Origin of the sequence: Actinomycetospora sp. CA-053990 (assembly GCF_050948445.1) — a bacterium.
GTDB lineage: Bacteria > Actinomycetota > Actinomycetes > Mycobacteriales > Pseudonocardiaceae > Actinomycetospora > Actinomycetospora callitridis.
The window spans coordinates 3,317,770-3,338,357 of record NZ_CP192043.1; the positions used below are offsets into that span (position 1 = coordinate 3,317,770).

At 74.4% G+C, this 20,588-nt stretch carries 17 protein-coding genes; 13 read left to right on the forward strand and 4 right to left on the reverse strand.

Annotated elements, in window-relative coordinates; all coding sequences use genetic code 11:
- Positions 1 to 92 precede the first annotated feature (92 nt).
- On the forward strand, positions 93 to 941 hold the full coding sequence (locus ACQPYN_RS17110) for a siderophore-interacting protein (RefSeq protein WP_433025112.1): 849 nt from the start codon (positions 93 to 95) through the stop codon (positions 939 to 941).
- 77 nt (positions 942 to 1,018) lie between these two features.
- Here the strand turns inward: ACQPYN_RS17110 and ACQPYN_RS17115 are convergent, their stop codons facing one another.
- The gene (locus tag ACQPYN_RS17115) at positions 1,019 to 3,859 is read right to left on the reverse strand and encodes an aconitate hydratase (protein ID WP_433025115.1); all 2,841 of its coding nucleotides are present in this window, start codon (positions 3,857 to 3,859) and stop codon (positions 1,019 to 1,021) included.
- 307 nt (positions 3,860 to 4,166) lie between these two features.
- On the opposite strand from ACQPYN_RS17115, the gene ACQPYN_RS17120 reads away from it, so the two are divergent.
- The 4 genes from ACQPYN_RS17120 to ACQPYN_RS17135 all read left to right on the forward strand — a co-directional run bounded on the left by ACQPYN_RS17120 (position 4,167) and on the right by ACQPYN_RS17135 (position 8,962).
- Positions 4,167 to 5,654, forward strand: coding sequence for an NlpC/P60 family protein (locus tag ACQPYN_RS17120; protein ID WP_433025118.1), 1,488 nt, complete (start codon positions 4,167 to 4,169; stop codon positions 5,652 to 5,654).
- A gap of 153 nt (positions 5,655 to 5,807) precedes the next feature.
- Positions 5,808 to 6,863, forward strand: coding sequence for an AAA family ATPase (locus ACQPYN_RS17125; RefSeq protein WP_433025121.1), 1,056 nt, complete (start codon positions 5,808 to 5,810; stop codon positions 6,861 to 6,863).
- A 219-nt stretch (positions 6,864 to 7,082) separates the two neighbouring features.
- Positions 7,083 to 7,988, forward strand: a complete 906-nt coding sequence (locus ACQPYN_RS17130) for a DUF58 domain-containing protein (RefSeq protein ID WP_433038924.1) — start codon at positions 7,083 to 7,085, stop codon at positions 7,986 to 7,988.
- Positions 7,985 to 8,962, forward strand: coding sequence for a VWA domain-containing protein (locus ACQPYN_RS17135; RefSeq protein ID WP_433025124.1), 978 nt, complete (start codon positions 7,985 to 7,987; stop codon positions 8,960 to 8,962). The genes ACQPYN_RS17130 and ACQPYN_RS17135 overlap by 4 nt, the downstream gene beginning before the upstream one ends.
- 21 nt (positions 8,963 to 8,983) lie before the next feature.
- On the opposite strand, the gene ACQPYN_RS17140 is transcribed toward ACQPYN_RS17135, so the two are convergent.
- Entirely contained in the window at positions 8,984 to 10,099 is a 1,116-nt protein-coding gene (locus tag ACQPYN_RS17140; RefSeq protein ID WP_433025127.1) for an alpha/beta hydrolase fold domain-containing protein, read from the reverse strand.
- Between the two features lie 119 nt (positions 10,100 to 10,218).
- On the opposite strand from ACQPYN_RS17140, the gene ACQPYN_RS17145 reads away from it, so the two are divergent.
- Both ACQPYN_RS17145 and fabI read left to right on the forward strand, forming a co-directional pair.
- Positions 10,219 to 10,923, forward strand: coding sequence for a beta-ketoacyl-ACP reductase (locus ACQPYN_RS17145; protein WP_433025130.1), 705 nt, complete (start codon positions 10,219 to 10,221; stop codon positions 10,921 to 10,923).
- Between the two features lie 29 nt (positions 10,924 to 10,952).
- Complete coding sequence (gene fabI, locus ACQPYN_RS17150) at positions 10,953 to 11,717, forward strand: enoyl-ACP reductase FabI (protein ID WP_433025133.1); 765 nt, start codon at positions 10,953 to 10,955, stop codon at positions 11,715 to 11,717.
- Here the strand turns inward: fabI and ACQPYN_RS17155 are convergent.
- A complete protein-coding gene (locus ACQPYN_RS17155) occupies positions 11,699 to 13,972 on the reverse strand; it encodes a hypothetical protein (RefSeq protein ID WP_433025136.1) in 2,274 nt (757 codons plus the stop codon). The genes fabI and ACQPYN_RS17155 overlap by 19 nt on opposite strands.
- 136 nt (positions 13,973 to 14,108) lie before the next feature.
- Between ACQPYN_RS17155 and ACQPYN_RS17160 the strand changes: the two genes are divergently transcribed.
- The 4 genes from ACQPYN_RS17160 to ACQPYN_RS17175 all read left to right on the forward strand — a co-directional run bounded on the left by ACQPYN_RS17160 (position 14,109) and on the right by ACQPYN_RS17175 (position 17,933).
- Entirely contained in the window at positions 14,109 to 15,158 is a 1,050-nt protein-coding gene (locus tag ACQPYN_RS17160; RefSeq protein ID WP_433025139.1) for a ferrochelatase, read from the forward strand.
- Between the two features lie 175 nt (positions 15,159 to 15,333).
- Entirely contained in the window at positions 15,334 to 16,155 is an 822-nt protein-coding gene (locus ACQPYN_RS17165; protein ID WP_274194874.1) for an N-acyl homoserine lactonase family protein, read from the forward strand.
- Between the two features lie 16 nt (positions 16,156 to 16,171).
- The gene (locus ACQPYN_RS17170; RefSeq protein WP_433025142.1) at positions 16,172 to 17,464 is read left to right on the forward strand and encodes a hydroxyacid-oxoacid transhydrogenase; all 1,293 of its coding nucleotides are present in this window, start codon (positions 16,172 to 16,174) and stop codon (positions 17,462 to 17,464) included.
- Positions 17,465 to 17,468: 4 nt separating this feature from the next.
- The gene (locus ACQPYN_RS17175) at positions 17,469 to 17,933 is read left to right on the forward strand and encodes an FmdB family zinc ribbon protein (protein ID WP_433025145.1); all 465 of its coding nucleotides are present in this window, start codon (positions 17,469 to 17,471) and stop codon (positions 17,931 to 17,933) included.
- Here ACQPYN_RS17175 and ACQPYN_RS17180 read toward each other — a convergent pair.
- Positions 17,930 to 18,721: a hypothetical protein gene (locus tag ACQPYN_RS17180; RefSeq protein ID WP_433025148.1), complete on the reverse strand. Its 792-nt coding sequence runs from the start codon at positions 18,719 to 18,721 to the stop codon at positions 17,930 to 17,932. The genes ACQPYN_RS17175 and ACQPYN_RS17180 overlap by 4 nt on opposite strands.
- Positions 18,722 to 19,113: 392 nt before the next feature.
- Between ACQPYN_RS17180 and ACQPYN_RS17185 the strand changes: the two genes are divergently transcribed.
- Positions 19,114 to 20,061 (forward strand): DUF3097 family protein, encoded by a 948-nt coding sequence (locus ACQPYN_RS17185; RefSeq protein ID WP_433025150.1) that lies wholly within the window; start codon positions 19,114 to 19,116, stop codon positions 20,059 to 20,061.
- Between the two features lie 41 nt (positions 20,062 to 20,102).
- Complete coding sequence (locus ACQPYN_RS17190; RefSeq protein ID WP_433025153.1) at positions 20,103 to 20,588, forward strand: NfeD family protein; 486 nt, start codon at positions 20,103 to 20,105, stop codon at positions 20,586 to 20,588.

A 20,588-nucleotide genomic window follows, 5' to 3' on the forward strand; every position in this document is an offset into this window, starting at 1 on the left:
TGACCGGTGGCGGCGCCGGACATGCGCCCTTGCCCTGACCACACCCGCAGAAGTTAGGGTCGCCTCACCTAGCGGCGACGAAGGGTGGGCCCGTGACGACGGCGGCGACACGTCCGGCGACCTGCCTGCGACGCGCGGTGGTGCGCGCGGTCGAACGACCCACCCCGCGGGTGCTCCGGGTGACCCTCGCCGGCCCCGACCTCGCCGACCTCCCGCCCGCCGCGCCCGACGGCTACCTCAAGATGTTCTTCCCGCGGCCGGGGGACGTGGAGCCGGCGGTCCCGCCGATGCCCGAGGACGCGAGGCCCGACGACGTGAGCGCGTGGTTCCGCACCTACCTCGCCCTGCCGGACACCGAGCGCTCGCCGATGCGGACGTACACGCTGCGCCGCCGCCGCGAGGACCCGGTGGAGATCGACGTCGACTTCGTCCTCCACGAGAGCGGCCCGGCGCGGGACTGGGTCCTGCGGGCAGGGCCCGGCGACCACGTCGCCCTCACCGGCCCCTACGGGCTCTACGCACCCCGCGACGAGCACGACGGGGTGCTTCTGGTCGGCGACGAGACCGCGGTCCCCGCGATCGCGGCGATCCTCGAGGACCTGCCGGTCGGTGCCTGCGCGGTGGTGCTGGCGGCGGTGCGCGACGTGACCGAGCAGCTCACCTGGGACACCGCCGGCGACGTCACCACGACCTGGACGACGCCAGACCGGCTCGTCGACGACCTCCGGAGCGTGGTGTTCCCGCCCGGCCGGCCCTACGTGTGGCTCGCGGGGGAGGCGTCGGCGGTGCGGGCGATGCGCCGCCACGCCGTCACCGAGCGCGGCGTCCCGAAGGGCGACGTGTGCTTCACCGGCTACTGGCGTCGGGGCAAGAGCGAGGAGCAGACGGTCCGCGAGGCACTCGCGGCGGCCGAGCGGGGCGAGGCGCCCGAGGACGACTGACCCCCGGAAGAAGCGAACGCGCTGTTCGCTGCGATAGAAGCAGCGAACAGCGCGTTCGTCCCGGATGGCGAGCTCGGTCAGCCCAGCATCTTGCGCAGCACGTACGGCAGGATGCCGCCGTTGCGGTAGTACGCCGCCTCACCCGGGGTGTCGATGCGCAGGCGCGCGTCGAACTCGATCGCGTCGCCGGACTCGGGGGTCGCGGTGACGTGCACGGTGTCGGGCACCTCGCCGTCGTTGAGCGCCGTGACGCCCGAGATCGCGAACGTCTCGGTGCCCGTGAGGCCCAGCGAGTCGGCGTCCTGACCGTCCGGGTACTGCAGCGGCAGCACGCCCATCCCGACGAGGTTGGAGCGGTGGATGCGCTCGTAGGACTCGGCGATCACGGCGCGCACACCGAGCAGCGTCGTGCCCTTGGCCGCCCAGTCGCGCGACGACCCCGAGCCGTACTCCTTGCCCGCGAGCACGACCAGCGGGGTGCCCTCGGCGGCGTAGTTCTGCGCCGCGTCGTACACCGCCGTCTGCTCGCCGCCGCGGGTGAAGTCGACGGTCCAGCCGCCCTGCGGGAGCTCCTTGCCGTCGCCGTCGCGCAGCTCGTTGCGCAGACGGATGTTGGCGAAGGTGCCGCGGATCATCACCTCGTGGTTGCCGCGACGGGAGCCGTAGGAGTTGAAGTCCTTGCGCTCGATCCCGTTCTCCTTGAGGTACCGGCCGGCCGGCGAGTCCTCCTTGATGGCACCCGCGGGGGAGATGTGGTCGGTGGTGACCGAGTCGCCCAGCTTGAGCAGCACGCGGGCGCCGTCAAGGTCGGTGACCTCGCTCGGCTCGCGGTCCATGCCCTCGAAGTACGGAGGCTTGCGCACGTAGGTCGAGTCCGGGTCCCAGGTGAACGTCTCGCCCTCGGGGGTGTCGAGCGACGTCCAGCGCTCGTCGCCGGCGAAGACGTCGGCGTAGCCCTCGGTGAACTGCTCGGGCGAGAGGGCCGAGGAGATCGTCTCCTGGATCTCCTGCGGCGAGGGCCAGATGTCCTCCAGCGTCACCGGGTTGCCGTCGGAGTCGTGGCCGAGCGGCTCGGTGGCGAGGTCGAGGTCCATCGTCCCGGCGAGCGCGTAGGCCACCACCAGCGGCGGGCTGGCCAGGTAGTTCATCTTCACGTCGGGGTTGATGCGGCCCTCGAAGTTGCGGTTGCCCGAGAGCACCGCGGTGACCGCGAGATCACCGTCGTTGACCGCCTGCGAGATCTCCTCGGGCAGCGGCCCGGAGTTGCCGATGCAGGTGGTGCAGCCGTAGCCGACGAGGTTGAACCCGAGCTTCTCCAGGTAGGGCAGCAGCCCGGAGCGCTCGTAGTAGTCCATGACGACCTTCGACCCGGGGGCCAGCGACGTCTTGACCCACGGCCGGCGCTCCAGGCCCTTCTCGACGGCGTTCCGCGCGAGCAGCGCCGCGCCGATCATCACCGAGGGGTTCGAGGTGTTGGTGCACGAGGTGATCGCGGCGATGGTGACGGCGCCGTGGTCGAGCTCGAGCTGGGTGCCGTCGGACAGCGTCACCGGCACCGGGTGCGAGGCCCGGCCGTCGGGGTCGACCGGCTGGCGGTGGACCCGCGGGCGGTCGGCGTCGCCGTTGGGGTGCTCGGCGGGCGGGTCGGAGGCCGGGAACGACTCGCTGTCGGACTCCTCGGACTGGCTGCGCGCCGACCCGTCGTCGTCGACGTAGTCGGGCAGCGCGGCGCGGAACGACTCCTTGGCGGCGTCGAGCGCGATGCGGTCCTGCGGGCGCTTCGGGCCGGCGATCGACGGCACGATCGTCGAGAGGTCGAGCGACAGCGTCTCGGAGTAGTCCGGCTCGTGGCTCGGGTCGTGCCAGAGGCCCTGCTCCTTGCAGTAGGCCTCGACGAGGGCGACCTGCTCGTCGTCGCGGCCGGTGAAGCGCAGGTACTCGAGGGTCTCGTCGTCGATCGGGAAGATCGCGCACGTGGAGCCGAACTCCGGGCTCATGTTGCCGATCGTGGCGCGGTTGGCCAGCGGCACGGCGCCGACGCCCTCGCCGTAGAACTCGACGAACTTCCCGACGACGCCGTGCTCGCGCAGCATCTCGGTGATCGTCAGGACCAGGTCGGTGGCGGTGGCGCCGGCGGGCAGCTCGCCGGAGAGCTGGAAGCCGACGACCTTGGGGATGAGCATCGAGACGGGCTGGCCGAGCATGGCCGCCTCGGCCTCGATGCCGCCGACGCCCCAGCCCAGCACGCCGAGGCCGTTGACCATCGTGGTGTGCGAGTCGGTGCCGACGAGGGTGTCGGGGTACGCCTGACCGTTGCGGGTCATGACCACGCGCGCCAGGTGCTCGATGTTGACCTGGTGGACGATCCCGGTGCCGGGCGGGACGACCTTGAACTCGCTGAACGCGGTCTGGCCCCAGCGCAGGAACTTGTAGCGCTCCTCGTTCCGCTGGTACTCCAGCTCGACGTTGCGCTCGAAGGCGTCCGGCGTGCCGAAGAGGTCGGCGACGACGGAGTGGTCGATGACCAGCTCGGCGGGCGCGAGCGGGTTGACGTTCTGGGCGTCGCCCCCGAGCTCGGTGACGGCCTCGCGCATCGTGGCGAGGTCGACGATGCACGGGACGCCGGTGAAGTCCTGCATCACGACGCGGCCGGGGACGTACTGGATCTCGGTGTCGGGCTCGGCCGTCGGGTCCCAGTCCGCCAGTGCGCGGATGCTGGCCTCGGTGGTGACGAGGCCGTCCTCCGTGCGCAGGAGGTTCTCGAGCAGCACCTTGAGGCTGAACGGCAGGCGCTGCGAGCCCTCGACCGCGGACAGACGGAAGATCTCGTAGGACTGGCCGCCGACCTCGAGGGTCCCCCGTGCGCCGAACGAGTCGGCGCTCCCCGTCGCTCCGTCGGACTGGTCTGGCGAGCTCACGGACACGTTCCTCCTTGGTCCTCACGGTGACGGCGAGTGGCGATCGGCCGCGACCGCGGGGTCGTTTCGGTGTCTGCCGCGTCGTCCTCGGTGGTGGTCCGACGGCGCGGCTCGTGCCGGCCGGCGCGGTGACGACGCCCGACACGGGGGTCTCGCCGGGAGTCTCGCGCACCCACCCGGGTGCCGCACTCCCGCCCTCACCAGCCTACTTCGGAGTACCCCGGACGGAGGGCCGCCGCGCACCCCGAGCGGCCCGGAGACCCCACCCGGGCGGGCGATTCGCGCCACACCTCTGCGTGTCGCACCGGTGACGGGGCGTGCGACGGCCACCCTCCACCCCGCGACCGACGAGCCCGAGACCGACGACCGGCGGAGGAGGACGGCGTGCACGCCCCCCGCACCCGCCGCTGTGCCCGCCGCCTGGTTCTCATCGCCGTGGTCACCGGCGTCCTCGTGCCGGCGCTCGTCCCGGCCGCCCACGCCGGACCGGGCACGCCCCCCACGACGACGCCGCCGTCGTCCGCCACATCTGCTCCGGGCACCCTGCCCCCCGACGACCCAGCCGGCGAGGCCGGCTCGCCTCGTCGCGCGGATCGCCGCGGCGAGGACGGCGCTCGACGCGCTGACCGCGGACCTCGGGCAGCGCCAGGAGCTCGCCAACCGGGCCCTGGCCGACGACACCGCCGCCCGCACCCGCGCCGACGAGGCGCGGCTCGCCGCCGAGGAGAGCCGTCGCGGGGCGGACGCCGCGGCCGCGGCCGCCGAGCGGGCCCGCGCGGACGCCGACGCGTGGATCACCGCCTGGTTCCAGCAGGCCGACGTGCTCGGGCCGCTCTCGGTGCTCTCGGGCTCCGCGGGCCCGGAGGACGTCGCGGCGCGCGCCCACCTGCGCGACGCCGTCACCGCCGACCAGCGCGCGGCCCTCGACGGCGCCGAGCACGCCCGGATCGAGGCCGCCAACGCCGACTCCCGCGCCCGCGCCGCCCGCCTCCGAGCCGACGAGGCTGCCGCGCGGGCCGCGCAGGCACGCACCGCCGCCGACGGCGAGGTCGTCCGCGTCCGCACGGACACCGAGACCCAGCAGGCCCGGCTGCGCGAGCTGACCACCGAGCGCGACGCCGCCGAGTCCCGGTTGCGCGAGCTCGAGGACGCCGACCCGGACCTCGCCGCCCAGCGCGAGCGCGCCGAGGCGTTCGACGAGGCCGCGACCGCACGGGACAGCGCCCGCGACGCCCGGCTGCGCGACGCGGCGACCGCAGGGCTCACCGCGCGGGCCGGCCGCGTCGCCGGGGGTGTCGCCGGGGGCGTCGCCGGGGGTGAGGACGCGCTCGCGGAGGCCGGCGTCGACACCACCGGGATGAGCGACGAGGTGAAGCTCGTGCTCGAACGGGCGCTCTCGCAGCTCGGCGTCGTCTACGCCTGGGGCGGCGGCGACGCGCAGGGCCCGACGAAGGGCATCCGCGACGGCGGCGTCGCCGACAGCTTCGGGGACTTCGACAAGACCGGCTTCGACTGCTCCGGGCTGATGATCTACGCCTTCGCCGGGGCCGGGAAGGAGCTCTCGCACTACAGCGGCTACCAGGCCGAGTCCGGGCAGCGGGTGCCGCTGGAGGACCGCAGGCCGGGCGACATGCTGTTCTGGGCCGACGACGACGGCGCGGGCGCCGTGCACCATGTCGCGCTCTACCTCGGCGGTGACCAGATGGTGGAGGCCCCCGAGTCGGGCAAGAAGGTGCGGATCGCCCCGGTGCGGTTCGACGAGGAGATCGTCCCGACGGTCACCAGGCTGGTGTAGCGGGAGGCTCACGACGCCCATACCGGCCGACGAGTTGCCTGGTGACCGGGCAGGTAGCGTGCCGCCCCGGACGCCCACGTCCGGTTCGGACCGTGGGAGAGCGAGCAACCGAGGGGGACGACGCCGGGTGCGGGGAGTCGGGGAGGGGCGCCGATGAGCGAGCCCACGGACGCGGGGACGACGGGCACCACCGCGACGCCGGCGCACGACGCCGAGCAGCTCGAGCGCACGGTGCTCGAGGTCAAGCGGGTGATCGTCGGCCAGGACCGTCTCGTCGAGCGGATGCTCGTGGGGCTGCTGGCCAAGGGCCACCTGCTCCTCGAGGGCGTGCCCGGCGTGGCCAAGACCCTCGCGGTGGAGACGTTCGCCCGTGTGGTCGGCGGGTCCTTCGCACGCATCCAGTTCACGCCCGACCTGGTGCCCGCCGACATCCTCGGCACGCGCATCTACCGGCAGGGCCGCGAGCAGTTCGACGTCGAGCTCGGCCCGGTGGTGTCCAACTTCGTGCTCGCCGACGAGATCAACCGAGCGCCCGCGAAGGTGCAGTCGGCGATGCTCGAGGTGATGGCCGAGCGCCACGTCTCCATCGGCGGCGAGACCCACCCGATGCCCGACCCGTTCCTGGTGCTGGCGACGCAGAACCCCATCGAGAACGAGGGCGTCTACCCGCTGCCCGAGGCGCAGCGCGACCGCTTCCTGTTCAAGATCCTCGTCGAGTACCCGACGGCGGACGAGGAGCGGGAGATCGTCTACCGGATGGGCGTGAGCCCGCCGTCGCCGCACCGCGTGCTGGACCCCGCCGAGCTCCGCCGTCTGCAGGACGTCGCGGCGCAGGTGTTCGTGCACCACGCGCTCGTCGACTACGTCGTGCGCCTCGTGGTGGCGACGCGCTCCCCGGCCGAGCACGGGATGGCCGACGTCGGCGGCTGGGTCGCCTACGGCGCCTCCCCGCGCGCCTCGCTCGGCATCATCGCCGGTGCCCGCGCGCTGGCCCTGGTGCGCGGGCGCGACTACGTGCTGCCCCAGGACGTCGTCGACATCGCGCCCGACGTGCTGCGCCACCGCCTCGTGCTGTCCTACGACGCGCTGGCCGACGGCGTCCCCGTCGACCACGTCGTCACCCGCGTGCTCCAGACCGTCCCGCTCCCGCAGGTGTCGGCCCGCCCGGTGGGCATGGGCCCGGCGCCCGTCCCGGCGGCGGGACGGTGACGGCGTCGGACGAGCGGGTGACCGCGTGAGCGAGCCCGTCTCCCCGGACACCCCGGCGGCGCGGGTCCCCGAGCCCGGTCCGCGGCCCGAGGGCGCGCCGCCGGCGACGAGCCCGGCCGGCGGACCCCGTCCCGGCTGGGCACCGCCCCCACGTCGCCGGTCCCGAGCGGGCCCGACGAGGTCGCGGGGGAGCGCACGCAGGCCCGGCTCTCGGCGTCGCTGCGCACCCTGGAGCTCTCGGTGCGCCGGCGTCTCGACGGCTTGCTGCAGGGCAACCACCTGGGCCTCGTGCCCGGGCCGGGCACCGAGGCGGGGGAGCCGCGGCCCTACCAGCCCGGCGACGACGTGCGGCGCATGGACTGGTCGGTCACCGCCCGCACCACCGAGCCCCACATCCGCGAGACGATCGCCGACCGCGAGCTCGAGACCCAGCTCGTCGTCGACCTCTCGCCGAGCCTCGACTTCGGCACCGCCGCCTGCGAGAAGCGCGACCTGGCGATCGCCGCGTGCGCGGCGGTCACCCACCTGACCCGCGGCGGCGGCAACCGCATCGGCGCCGTCGTCGCGACGGGCGAGCGCACCGTGCGCCTGCCCGGCCGCGGGGGCGAGACCGCCGCCCGCGAGCTGCTGCGGCGGATCGCGGCGACCCCACCCGCCCCCGAGGGCACGCGCGGCGACCTGCCTGCCGCCCTCGAGGCGCTGCGGCGCCCGCCCCGCCGTCGCGGCCTGGTCGTGGTGGTGTCCGACTTCCTCGGTGACGTCGACTGGGAGCGCGCGCTGCGGGCCCTGCGCGCCCGCCACGACCTGCTCGCCGTCGAGGTCGTCGACCCCCGCGACGAGGAGCTGCCCGACGTCGGCACCGTCGTGCTCGCCGACCCCGAGTCCGGGCGCCGCCGCGAGGTGACGACGACGCCGACCCTGCGCCGGCGCTTCGCCGCCGAGGCCGCCGCCCACCGGGGCCGGGTCGCCGACTCCCTGCGCGCGGCCGGCGCCGGGCACCTCGTGCTGCGCACCGACCGCGACTGGATCGCCGACGTCGTGCGCTTCGCCGTCGCCCGCAAGCGCGGCTGGTCGGGTGGGGCGACGACCGGCCGCGTGCCGACCGCGGCGCCCGGGGGGCGGTGACCGTGTTCGCGCACCCCTGGTGGTTCCTGCTGCTGCTCGTCGTCGCCGCGCTCGCGGTCGGCTACTGGTGGATCAACCGTCGACGCCAGCGCTACACGATGCGCTTCACCAACCTGGCGCTGCTCGAGCGCGTCGCCCCCAAGGGGCCCGGCTGGTGGCGGCACGTGCCGATGGCGCTGCTGCTGGTCGCGCTGGTGCTCATGACGATCGCGCTGGCCGGGCCGCAGGGCACCGCGCAGGTCCCGCGCAACCGCGCCACGGTGATGCTCACGATCGACGTGTCGCTCTCGATGCGCGCCACCGACGTTGAGCCCTCCCGCCTGCAGGTGGCCCAGACGGCCGCCTCGGCCTTCGCCGACCAGCTGCCCGCCGGCATCAACCTCGGGCTCTCGTCGTTCGCCGCGACCCCGAGCACGCTGGTCACGCCCACCACCGACCGCCAGGCGATCAAGAACGCGATCGGGTCGCTGCAGCTCGCGGAGTCCACGGGCACCGGCGACGCGATCCGCGCGAGCCTCGCGGCGATCCGGGCTTTCGGCTCCCAGATCCGGGGCCCGGAGGGCCCGCCGCCGGCCCGGATCATCCTGCTCTCGGACGGCAAGCAGACGACGCCGACCACCGACCCGGCCGACGACCGCGGCGCCTTCCCCGCGTCCGCCGAGGCGCGCGCGGCGGGCGTCCCGATCTCCGCGATCTCGTTCGGCACCGAGTACGGCGAGATCGAGATCGACGGCCGCCCCGTGTCGGTCGCCGTGGCCGACGACCAGATGCGCGAGATCGCCCAGCTCTCCGGCGGCGACTTCCGCCGCGCGTCCACCGAGCTCGACCTGCGCGAGACCTACGCCAACCTCGCCGAGCAGGTCGGCTACGAGGAGCGGATGGTCGACCTCTCGGGGCGCTGGTTCCTCGCCGCCACGATCCTCGTGCTCCTCGGCGTCGTCACCGCGATCGTGACGGGCCAGCGCCTGCCCTAACCCTCTGCCCAGCCGCCTGCCCTAGTCGTGGATCACGTGCAGTCCGTCCACGAACGCGCGGATGTCGGCGATCGCCGCGCGTCGTTCGGCGGGCAGGGCCTGCCGGAAGATCAGCTCGGCACCGTGGGTGAGCCCGAGGTTGGTCCGCCCGGCGACCGGGACGCCCGCGGCGAGGAGCTTGCGGTAGTAGGCGAGGCCCTCGTCGCGCAGCGGGTCGAGCTCGTTGACCGTGATCACGTGCGGCGGCAGGCCCGCGAGGTCGTCGGGCGTCGCGAAGTACGGCCAGGCCAGCGGGTCCTCGGTGTGGCGGGCGTGGGGGTCGTAGGCGGCGACGATCAGGTCCATGCTGGCGCAGCCGAGGAAGTACCCGTCGTTCTCGATCATCGACGGGAGCTCGCGGAGCTTGCGGTCGTCGTCCCAGGCGTAGCCGCCGCTGATGAACGGCACCGCGACGTGCACACCGTCGATGGCGTCGAGGTCGCCGCTGCGCTTCGCGCGCAGGGTGGTGGCGAGCGCGAGGTTGGCCCCGCCCGACTCGCCCTGCAGCACGATCCGGGTCAGGCCCAGTTCGCCGCGCTGGTCGTCGAGCCAGCGCACGGCGGTCGCGCAGTCGTCGAGGCCCGCGGGGAAGGGGTGCGGGCCCAGCTCCGTCCACGCGTTGCGGAACCCGACCCGCACCGCGACGACGCCGCTCAGGGCGAGGTCACGGCACCAGCGGTCGTGGACCCGCGTCTCGGCGTCCAGGATCGTCATCCCGCCGCCGTGGATGTAGACGACGCCCGGCAGCGGCCCGGCCACGCCCGCGGGGCGGTAGAGGCGCAGGGGCACGAGGTGCCCGTCGGGGGAGGCCACGGAGGTCTCGGTGACCTCGACGGCGTCGTCCGGGGCGTCGTCGGGCAGGTCCAGCGGGACGGCGGCGTAGATGGCGCTGAACCCCTCGTGGAGCCCACCGACGGCCTCGCTCACCGCCGCCGGGCCGTCGGCGCGGGTGACCGGGGGCGCGGCCGCCGGCCCGTCGAGCCCGAAGGCCGCCAGCGCGGCGACGAGATCCGGCTTCGCCCGCGGGTCGGTGCGCAGGTCGAGGCCGGGGTCACCGAGGCGGCCGGGAAGGGTCGGGGGGACGTCGGTCGCGGTCATGGATACAACCCTATGAGCGCCGTCACACGACAGGAAGGCGCCGTTCGGTCGCGTCCCCACGGGACGCGGGCAAAGCGGATACCCTTCCGCCGCCGTTGGACCCGAACGAGAGGAGTCGCGTGAGCCGCGTCGTGCTGGTCACGGGAGGCAACCGCGGGATCGGGCTCGCCACCGCGCGGGAGCTCGCGGAGCGGGGCCACACGGTGGTGATCACCCACCGCTCGGGCGAACCGCCGGAGGGCCTGCACGGGGTCACGGCCGACGTCACCGACTCCGCCTCCGTCGACGCCGCCTTCTCCCAGGTCGAGTCCGAGCACGGGCCGGTCGAGGTGGTCGTCGCCAACGCCGGCATCACCCGCGACGGGCTGCTCATGCGCATGCCCGAGGACGCGTTCACCGACGTCCTCGACGCCAACCTCACCGGGGCCTGGCGGGTCACCCAGCGCGCGATCCGGGGGATGGTCAAGGCCCGGTTCGGGCGGCTGATCTACCTCTCCAGCGTCGTCGGGCTCACCGGCGCGCCCGGGCAGGCGAACTACGCCGCCTCGAAGGCCGGCCTCGTCGGCCTCGCCCGCTCGACGGCCCGCGAGCTCGGGGGCCGCGGCATCACCGCCAACGTCGTCGCCCCCGGCTACGTCGACACCGACATGACCGCCGAGCTCACCGACAAGCGGCGCGAGGAGATCCTCGCGTCGATCCCGCTGGGGCGCACGGCCGCCCCGGAGGACATCGCGAAGGCCGTCGCCTTCCTCGCCTCCGACGACGCCGCCTACGTCACCGGCGCGGTGCTGCCGGTCGACGGCGGCATCGGCATGGGCCACTAGACACCCGCCAGCGACAACACGGAGACAATGTGACCCTGCTCGAGGGCAAGCGGATCCTGGTCACCGGGATCATCACCGACGCGTCGATCGCCTTCCACGCGGCGAAGGCGGCCCAGGAGGCGGGGGCCACCGTCGTCCTCACCGGCTTCGGGCGCCTCTCGCTGGTCAAGCGCGTGGCCAAGCGGCTGCCCACCGAGGCGCCCGTGATCGAGCTGGACGTCCAGAACCAGGAGCACCTCGACGGCCTCGCCGACAGCGTCCGCGAGCACGTCGACGGCCTCGACGGCGTCCTGCACTCGATCGGCTTCGCGCCGATGGAGGCCCTGGGTGGCAACTTCCTCCACACCGAGTGGAAGGACGTCGCCACCGCGGTCGAGGTCTCGGCCTACTCGTTCAAGTCCCTCGCGATGGCCTGCAAGCCGCTGCTCGGGCGCGGCTCGTCGCTGGTCGGCATGGACTTCGACAACACCGTCGCCTGGCCGGGCTACGACTGGATGGGCGTCGCCAAGGCCGCGCTCGAGGCGACCACCCGCTACCTCGCGCGCGACCTCGGCCCCGAGGGCATCCGCGCGAACCTCGTCGCCGCGGGTCCGGTGCGCACCATGGCCGCGAAGTCGATCCCGGGCTTCGACACCTTCGAGGAGGCCTGGGTCCAGCGCTCGCCGCTGGGCTGGGACCTCGAGGACCCCACGCCGGTGGCGAAGACGATCTGCGCGCTGCTCTCGGACTGGATGCCGGCGACCACCGGCGAGGTGGTGCACGCCGACGGCGGCTATCACGCGATGGGCGCCTGAGGCCGGAACTCCTCGAGCGGTACCCGGGTCGGGGTGACGACCGCGACCGCCCGCGGCCAGCTCGGATCGGCCCAGAAGTCGCTGTGGCGGCGCAGCGGCAGCAGCGCCCGCCGCTGGAGCCCGGGGTCCTCCGGCACCGGGGGGTCGAGCAGGCGCCAGTCGCCGCCGACCGCACGCGCCCCGCGGTCCTCGGGTCCTCCCGGGCCGATGCGCGCGACCAGGCCGGGCTCCGGGTCCCGGTGCCGCCAGCTCAGGGCCGGGCCCGCCAGCGGGTCGGTGTCCCGGTAGAGGTTGCGCCAGCGGCCGTCGAGGGCGTCCACGAGGCCCTGGACGGCGGGGAGGTTCACGGCCGCCGGGAACGCGCGGGAGAACAGGACCTGGATCTGCGAGCCGAGCGTCAGCAGACCGATCCGGGTGGTGTCGCCGCCGAGTCCGACCTGCCGCACCAGGGCGGCGAAGGAGATCAGGCTGCCCTGGCTGTGACCGCAGAGCACGACCGATCGTCCCTCGGCGAGGTGGTACCGGATGCGATCGGCGAGGCGCGGCACCACCGACTGGGAGTACGGCGGCGGGACGAACGGGTGCACCGCGCGCGGCCAGAAGGCGACGACGTCCCACACCACGTTCACCCCGCGGCGGGTGGTGCTCTGTCGGGCCGCGGCGCGTCCCAGCAGCACGAGCCGGATCGCCGCGGCGGCGAGCACGAGCGTCCCGAGCGCGAGCACCCACCCGCTGCCCGGCCGGGGGTGCTGCGTCGAGGCGGTGAGCACGAACCAGCGGGGGAGGTCCCAGGGTGCGTGGCCGACGGCCTGGGGGAGGGCGGACTCGAGGGCGGCGAGCGACAGCACCGCCCCCGTCAGCGCCAGGGTGGCGGCGATGGCCACCACGTGCTGCTTCACACGGGCGATCCACATCGCGGTCCCGATCTCGCGGACCCGGGTCGCCGGGAGATCGTCGAACCCGGCCGCCACGAAGGCGTCCTGCGCCCGCCGCCGGAAGTCGCCGCGGCGCCGGAGCCAGTCCACGGCGGCGACGACCGCGATCCCCGCCGCGACGATCGTGCTGAGCCCCCAGGCGTACACGGCCCGCGAGAACATCTCCGGCACGACGAGAGGTGCCGTGGCGGCGGCCTCCACGAGCTTCGCCGTGCCGAAGGCGGCGGCACCGGTGTAGCCGATGCCGAGGAAGACCCCGAGGGCGGCGACGACCGTGGCCGCCAGCCCGTGCGCGAACGGGGCGAAGCGCCCGTCCCCCTCGTCCCGCCGCGCCCCGCCGCGCGCGACGACGACGTTCGCGACGAGCAGGACGCCGAGGGCGGCGACCACCGCCACCACGAGCACCGCGCACGCCTGGTCGAGACCCGCCCGCCCGGCCGGCGCCGGCGTGTCGAGCGCCGTCGCCACCGCCGCGACCAGCACCGCCAGGGCGGCGACACCGATCGCGACGGCGGCCGCGATACGGGCGCCCGTCGTGGCGCGGGCCTCCCACGCGGTGCGCGGATCACCGAGCACCGTGACGGCGACGATCGCCGCCCCGAGGAGCGCCACGGTGAGCCCGAGGGCGGGACGCCAGGCACCACCGGCCTCGAGCAGCCCGACCACGGCGACCGTCGCCAGTCCCGCGGCGAGGTGCAGGCGCCGAAGGACGGGAACGTCCGGGTCGCCGGCGAGGGCCCGCGGCCGGGCCAGCACCGAGGCCGCGTCCGCGTCGCCGCCGTCCAGCGGCAGGTTCCGGTCGAGCGACGACCGCGCCAGGACGAAGAAGCCCAGGACGACGGCGCCGGCGGCGAGGACGGCGGCGGCGCGCAGGACAGGGGCCGAGACGGCCGAGATCGCCGACGGCGCCTGGGTGGCGACGAGGTCCACGAGGACGATCCCCGCGCCGAGGGCGACCAGACAGGTCAGCAGGACGCCGAGCGCCCGCAGGGCACCCGCGGCCACCGTGAGCGCGCGTCCTCCCGCCGTGCCCTCCGGCAGCATGAACCGCGCGACGTTCACCATCCCGAACGGCACGAGCAGCAGCCACAGGGCGAAGGTCCACGAGCCCGAGGTGTAGCGGCCCCAGTGCAGGGCCTCGACGACGTGGCCGGGCGACCCGACCTCCCGGCCCTCGTCGTCGATCGCGCGGAAGATCCGGGCCCACTCGTCGCCGGCGACCTGGCGCACCTGCGGCGCGTCGAGGACGGCCTCGGGCGGGGTGCCGCTCACGCCGTGCACCCGCAGTTCGACGACCGTCCCGTCCGTCCCGTTGTCCATCCCGCGCCCTCCCGACGTGTTGCCACGGAGAGTGATCCCGATCACGGGCGGGCGCCACCGAAGTCAGCCGGACAGCCCAGTGCGCTCGCTCGGGGTGAACGTGTCGCCGCCGCGACCTCGGGGGATGCTGGACTGCGTGAGCGCTGCCTACGACGCCGTCCTCCTGTTGTCCTTCGGCGGTCCGGAGGCGCCCGATGAGGTGCGGCCGTTCCTCGAGAACGTGACCCGCGGCCGCAACGTGCCCCCGGAACGCCTGGACGCCGTCGAGGAGCACTACCAGCACTTCGGCGGCGTCAGCCCGATCAACGAGCTCAACCGGCGCCTCGTGGCCGACCTGTCGCGGGCCCTGCGGGAGTCCGGCCGCGAGCTCCCGGTGTACTTCGGCAACCGCAACTGGCACCCGTACGCCGAGGACGCCGTGACGGAGATGGCGCGGGACGGGGTGCGCCGGGCGCTCGTCTTCGCGACCAGCGCCTACGGCGGCTACTCCGCCTGCCGGCAGTACCACGAGGACATCGCGCGGGCCCGCGAGGCGGCCATCGCGCGCACCGGCTCCGCGCCGGACCTCGTCAAGCTGCGCCACTTCTACGACCACCCGCTGTTCATCGCGGCGGTGGCCGACGGGGTGCGGGCCGTCCGCGAGGGCCTGGAGGACCCGCGCCTGGTCTTCACCGCGCACTCGATCCCGGTCTCCGCCGACCGCACCGCGGGGCCGCCGGAGGAGGGCGGGCACCGCTACTCGCGGCAGATGGCCGAGGCCGCCCGTCTCGTGGCCGAGGCCGTCGGCGCCCCGGAGCACGACCTCGTGTGGCAGTCGCGCTCGGGCCCGCCGCAGATCCCGTGGCTGGAGCCCGACATCGTCGACCACCTCGACGACCTCCAGGACCGGGGCGTGGGCGCCGCGGTCGTCAGCCCCGTGGGCTTCGTCTCCGATCACCTCGAGGTGGTCTGGGACCTCGACAACGAGGCCGCCGAGCACGCCGGGAAGCTCGGCATGGGCTTCGCCCGCGCCGCGAGCGCCGGGTCGGATCCGCGCTTCGTCGAGATGGTCGTGGAGCTGGTCCGAGAACAGGTCGACGGGGCCCCCGTGCGCGAGCTCGGCACCGCACCGCGCGCCGGCGTGGGGTGCAACGGGGCCCTCTGCCACCCCGGCTGCTGCGAGCCCGCGAAGCGCCCCGGGAGCTGACGCCACGCTCTTGCCAATCAGGGGCAGGAGCAGGGGAAACGGTCGCTCGGCAGCCGCCATCCGGCGTGTTGCCAGTGATCGTTCGCATCGCTAGTGTCCGGCGTCACGTGGCCGGAGTTGCATCTATTCGCCTCCGCGTCCCCCTCCCATCGGTGGCACGGCGAAGGAGCCCTGAATGGCTGCGAGCGGAGAGATCAAGGTCAGCATCCTGGACTGCGGGATGATGACGGCGGACCTGACCTGGCTGCTGCTCAAGCCCGGGCGGTCGATCCGCCCGCGCCAGATGCGCGACCAGCCCACCGAGTGGGCCGACGTGCCGACGCACTGCGTCCTCGTCGAGACCCCCGACGGCACGATCCTGTGGGACACCAGCTGCCCGCGGGACTGGGAGGAGCGCTGGGGCCCGACGGGCCTGCAGGACTTCTTCCCCTACGAGAAGGTCAGCGACGAGGAGTACCTCGACTCGCGCCTGCAGCAGCTCGGCGTCGGGGTCGACCAGATCGACTACGTGGTGCTCTCGCACCTGCACTTCGACCACTGCGGCAACGCCGGCCTGTTCAAGGACTCCACCGCCAAGCTCGTCTGCTCCGACAAGGAGAAGGACTTCGCGTTCGGGTTCGACGGCCTGTTCACCGGCGCGCACCTCAAGACCGACTACGAGGACCTGAACTGGGAGACGGTCTCGGGCGACACCGAGTTCCTCCCCGGCGTCACGCTCCTGCAGACCCCGGGGCACACCCCCGGCACCATGTCGATGCAGGTCGACCTGCCCGACAGCGGCACCATGATCTTCACGTCCGACGCCGTGTACATGGGTGAGAGCTACGGCCCGCCCACCACGCCGGCCGCGATCGTCAACGACATGGGCCAGTTCTACTCGTCGGTGGAGAAGATCCGCGGCGTCGCCGAGAAGACGGACGCGACCGTGGTCTTCGGACACGACCCCGACCAGATCCGCCAACTCAAGACCGTGGGCAACGGCGGCCACTACACCTGATCGGAGCACGCCTCCCATGACCGTCCCCCCGGTACCCACCGAAGAATCGGTCTTCACCTGGGGCGCCCCGCCGCTCAAGTTCGGCGCGGGTGCCTGCGACGAGATCGGCTTCGACCTCGCCCAGTACGGCGCGAAGCGCATCCTGCTGATCACCGACCCGGGCATGCAGCAGACGGGCCTGCCCGACCGCATCGCCGACCAGATCCGGCGGTACGACATGACCGTCGAGATCTTCGACGGCGTGCACGTCGAGCCCACCGACGACTCGATGAACAAGGCCGTCGGCTACGCCCACGAGCAGGGCCCGTGGGACGGGTTCGTGGCCGTGGGCGGCGGCTCGGCGATCGACACCGCCAAGGCCGTCAACCTGCTGACCACCTTCCCCGGCGAGCTGATGGACTACATCAACAAGCCGGTCGGCAACGCCCAGGTCCCGCCGGGCCAGCTCAAGCCGCTCATCGCCGTGCCCACCACGGCGGGCACCGGCTCCGAGTCGACGGCGATGTGCGTCCTCGACGTCCTCTCGCTGCGCGTGAAGACCGGGATCAGCCACTGGCGGCTGCGCCCGACGCTCGCCGTCGTCGACCCGCTGCTGACCATGACGCTGCCGCCGGAGGTGACGGCGGCCTCGGGCATGGACATCGTCTGCCACGCGCTCGAGTCCTACACCGCGCGCTGGTACACGACGTTCGACCGCAAGTCGCCCGAGCAGCGGGTGACCTACTGCGGCTCGAACCCCGTGTCGGACCTGTGGTGCGAGAAGTCGATGTCGCTGCTCGCCCGCTCGTTCCGCACGGCGGTGGAGCGCGGCGAGGAGGACGTCGACGCCCGGATGGACATGATGATGGCGGCGACCTTCGCCGGCATGGGGTTCGGCAACTCGGGGGTGCACATCCCGCACGCCAACGCCTATCCCATCGCCGGGCAGGTGCGGGACTTCCACCCCGCCGGCTACCCGTCGGACGAGGCGATGGTGCCGCACGGCATGTCGGTGTCGCTGACGGCGCCGGAGGCGTTCCGGTTCAGCTTCGAGGCGGCGCCCGACCGGCACATGGCCGCGGCGCGGATGCTCGGGCCCAACGCCGAGACGCAGTCGAACGCGTCCGAGCAGCTGCCGCACGTGGTCACCGAGCTGATGCGCGACATCCGGATCCCCAACGGCATCGGCGAGGTCGGCTTCGGCGAGGGCGACATCCCCGACCTGGTCGACGGGACGATGAAGCAGCAGCGACTCCTGGCCACCTGCCCGAAGACGCCCACCGAGGACGACCTCGCGGAGATCTTCCGCAAGTCGATCTCGAACTGGTAGCCCGGTGCCGATCTACGACTACCGCTGCGACTGCGGTCTGCGCTTCGAGCGCCTGATCGGGCGCGACGCCCCCGCCCCGGCCTGCCCGGAGTGCGGGGGCGCGGCCCGCAAGGTGCCGTCGCGCCCGGCCCTGCACGGGCGCGCCGACGCGGGCCTGGCCAAGGAGCAGATGCCCCAGACCTGGCGGGGCACCTACCACGGCAACCGGGAGTACGTCACCGGGATGCAACGCAAGTGGGAGCAGCGCGAGCGGCTCGAGGCCAAGCACCCGGAGCTGCGGGGGGACACCCGGCCGGTGGCCGCGCACGAGGGGCGCTACGAGCAGGCCCCGCTGCGGGTGGGGGAGCCGATCCTGGGTTCGGGGTCGTCGGGCTCGTCCGGCTCGTCCGGCGACTCCTCGGGGTCGTCATCGTCCGAGGGGCACGGCCACGGCCACGGTCACGGCCATGGGCACGGCCACGGGCACTAGGCGGCGCTGAGCACCCGGACGGTCTCGGCGACGGCGGCGACCCGGGCGCCCCGCACGGCGGTGGCCAGCGGCCGCAGGGCGTCGTTGCGGGCCAGCGCGGCCGACGAGGACATGGCGCCGCCGGGGTCGTCCCCGGACGCCGCGAGGAGGATCGCCTCCACCTCGTCGGCGTGCTGGAGCACGCGCAGCGGACGGGGCGGGGTGCCCGTCGGCCAGGTCGGGCGGGGCCGGCGGCGGAGGGAGTCCGCGATCTCCTCGCGCACCCCCCGCCGGGGCTTGGCGACGTCGAGCGCAGCGAGGGTGTCGGCCGCGTCGCGCACGAGGCTGCGCAGCTCGTGCTCGGCGTCGGGCAGGCTCGGGTGCGCGGCCGGGGGCACGTCGTCGACGAGGTGCACGGTCCAGCGCAGCACGCCGTCGGCGACCGGCGCGGGGACCGTCGCGAGCCCCGGACCGGCGAGCACCGCGCACTCGCCGGCCTCCATCGCCGCGGTGCGCAGGGAGGCGGGGCCCGGGAGCCCGCGGACGTCCCCGGCGGCGGGCAGGACGATCCGGGCGTCGGGTCCCGTCGGCGAGCTGCGCTTGCGGGCGAGCGCGAGCAGCACCGCGAGGCCCGCGCCGGCCCGGTCCGGGGTCGGCAGGTCGGTGACGGCGGCGGTCGCGGCGTCGGCGGCGACCACGTCGTGGGCCTCGGACCACGGGGTCAGCGCGTCGAGGACGTCGTCGGCCGCGGCGGAGCCCGCGAGCCACGCCGCGCTCCACACGGCCAGGGAAGCACTCGCGCAGGGCACCCGATCACGATACGGGCGCCGCGGCGGTGGGGCTCCCGGGCGGCGGGCTCGCCAGTTCGATCTCTCGGGAGTGTCGTGAGGGTCGTCCGGCCGCGAGGGGCACGTTCGGCAGCCGCGCCAGCGCGTTGATCATGCGCCACGTGCCCCTCGTGTCGGCGGTCCGCAGCGAGGGTGACCCTCGCTCGACAGCACTGGCAGCACTCCCGGGAGATCGTTCTGGCGAGCTCGGGCCGGCCGGGCCACGAGGGGCACGTTCGGCAGGCGCGCCGGCCCGTCGATCATGCGCCACGTGCCCCTCGCGTCGGCGGCCCGCAGCGAGGGTGACCCTCGCTCGACCACCCGTGGGCGTGTCGAGCCCGGACGATCATGGCGCGCCGTTAGCGTCCCGGCCCGTGGCGAGGACTCAGGGCCGGGGCATGCACGGCTCCTCCGGCGATGCCGGCTTCCGCACGACCGGCGGGGCGGTCCGCGCCCCGGGCCGCGCGGGCGGGGGCGGGCCGTCGTCGGGCGCCGGGCGCACCGGCGGGCTGCCGGGGCTCGCGCCGCACAAGCCCACCCGCGAGGTGGTGTCGGTGGTCGCCGAGCCCGGGCTGGTTGTCGAGGACGCCGCCGAGACGTTCTGCGGCGCGGTGATCCGTGCGGACATCCGCGAGGTCGTGCTCGAGGACTCCGCGGGGCGCCGGCGGCTCTTCCCGAACAAGCCCGCCGCCTTCCTGCACGAGGGCCGTCCCGCCACCCTGATCCCGCCGCAGCGCGCCGCCGGGCCGGGCACCGCCGTCCAGCGCTCGGCCTCGGGCTCGCGCCGGGTCGAGAACGTCCGCGCGAAGACCGCGCTGCCGCACCGGATCTGGGTCGAGGGTCTGCACGACGCCGCGATCGTCGAGCAGGTCTGGGGCCACGACCTGCGCGTCGAGGGCGTCGTCGTGGAGCCGCTGCACGGCGCCGACGTGCTCGTCGAGGCGGCCCGCGAGTTCGGCCCGGGCCCCGACCGGCGCCTCGGGGTGCTCGTCGACCACCTCGTCACCGGCTCCAAGGAGTCCCGGATCGCCGAGGGCCTGCGTCGCGAGCTCGGGCCCGCCGCGGCCCACGTCCTCGTGCTCGGGCACCCCTACGTCGACATCTGGGAGGCCGTGAAGCCCGCCGCCGTCGGGATCGCGGCCTGGCCGAGCATCCCGCGCGGCATCGAGTGGAAGCGGGGCGTGTGCGAGGCCCTCGGGTGGGGCGACGACCGCGACGGCGCCCGCCGGGTCCTGTCGTCGGTGTCGTCGTGGTCCGACCTCGAGACTCCCCTGATCACGGCCATGGAACAGCTGATCGACTTCGTGACCGTCGGTCCCTGAACTCACCTCCACCGACACCCCGGCGTGGCACACTCAGCGGTGTGATCCCGCTGCTCTGGCTCGTCGCGGGAGTTCTCCTGATCACGGTCGAGCTCATGTCCGGCACCCTCGTGCTGCTGATGCTCGGCGTCGCCTCGCTGGTCGCCGCCGGCGCCTCCGCCCTTGGCGTGCCCCTCGGGGCCGACGTCGCGGTCTTCGGGCTGGCCGCCACCCTCCTCGTCGTGCTCGCGCGCCCGCCGCTGCTGCGCCGCATCCACGGATCGCGCGAGGACGGCACCGCCAACGCCGGGCCGACGGCGCTGCTCGGGGCGCAGGCCGAGGTGGTCGAGCCGATCACCCCCGCCGACGCGGGCACCGTGCGCATCGGCGGCGCGCTCTGGACGGCCCGCGCGCTGCACGAGGGCGCCGCGCTGGCCACCGGCGACCCCGTGGTCGTCGTCGACATCCGCGGGGCGACGGCGGTGGTCACGGCGGACGTCGCCGGGCCCGCGCACCCGTCCCGCCCGCCCCTGCAGGGAGAGAGCTAG

Bases quoted from the DNA above. Each gene is read 5' to 3' on its own strand.
- ACQPYN_RS17125 (WP_433025121.1), top strand. From the start codon at position 5,808: ATGAGCGAGCCCACGGACGCGGGGACGACGGGCACCACCGCGACGCCG.
- ACQPYN_RS17140 (WP_433025127.1), bottom strand. From the start codon at position 10,099: ATGACCGCGACCGACGTCCCCCCGACCCTTCCCGGCCGCCTCGGTGAC.
- ACQPYN_RS17155 (WP_433025136.1), bottom strand. From the start codon at position 13,972: ATGGACAACGGGACGGACGGGACGGTCGTCGAACTGCGGGTGCACGGC.
- ACQPYN_RS17165 (WP_274194874.1), top strand. From the start codon at position 15,334: ATGGCTGCGAGCGGAGAGATCAAGGTCAGCATCCTGGACTGCGGGATG.
- ACQPYN_RS17170 (WP_433025142.1), top strand. From the start codon at position 16,172: ATGACCGTCCCCCCGGTACCCACCGAAGAATCGGTCTTCACCTGGGGC.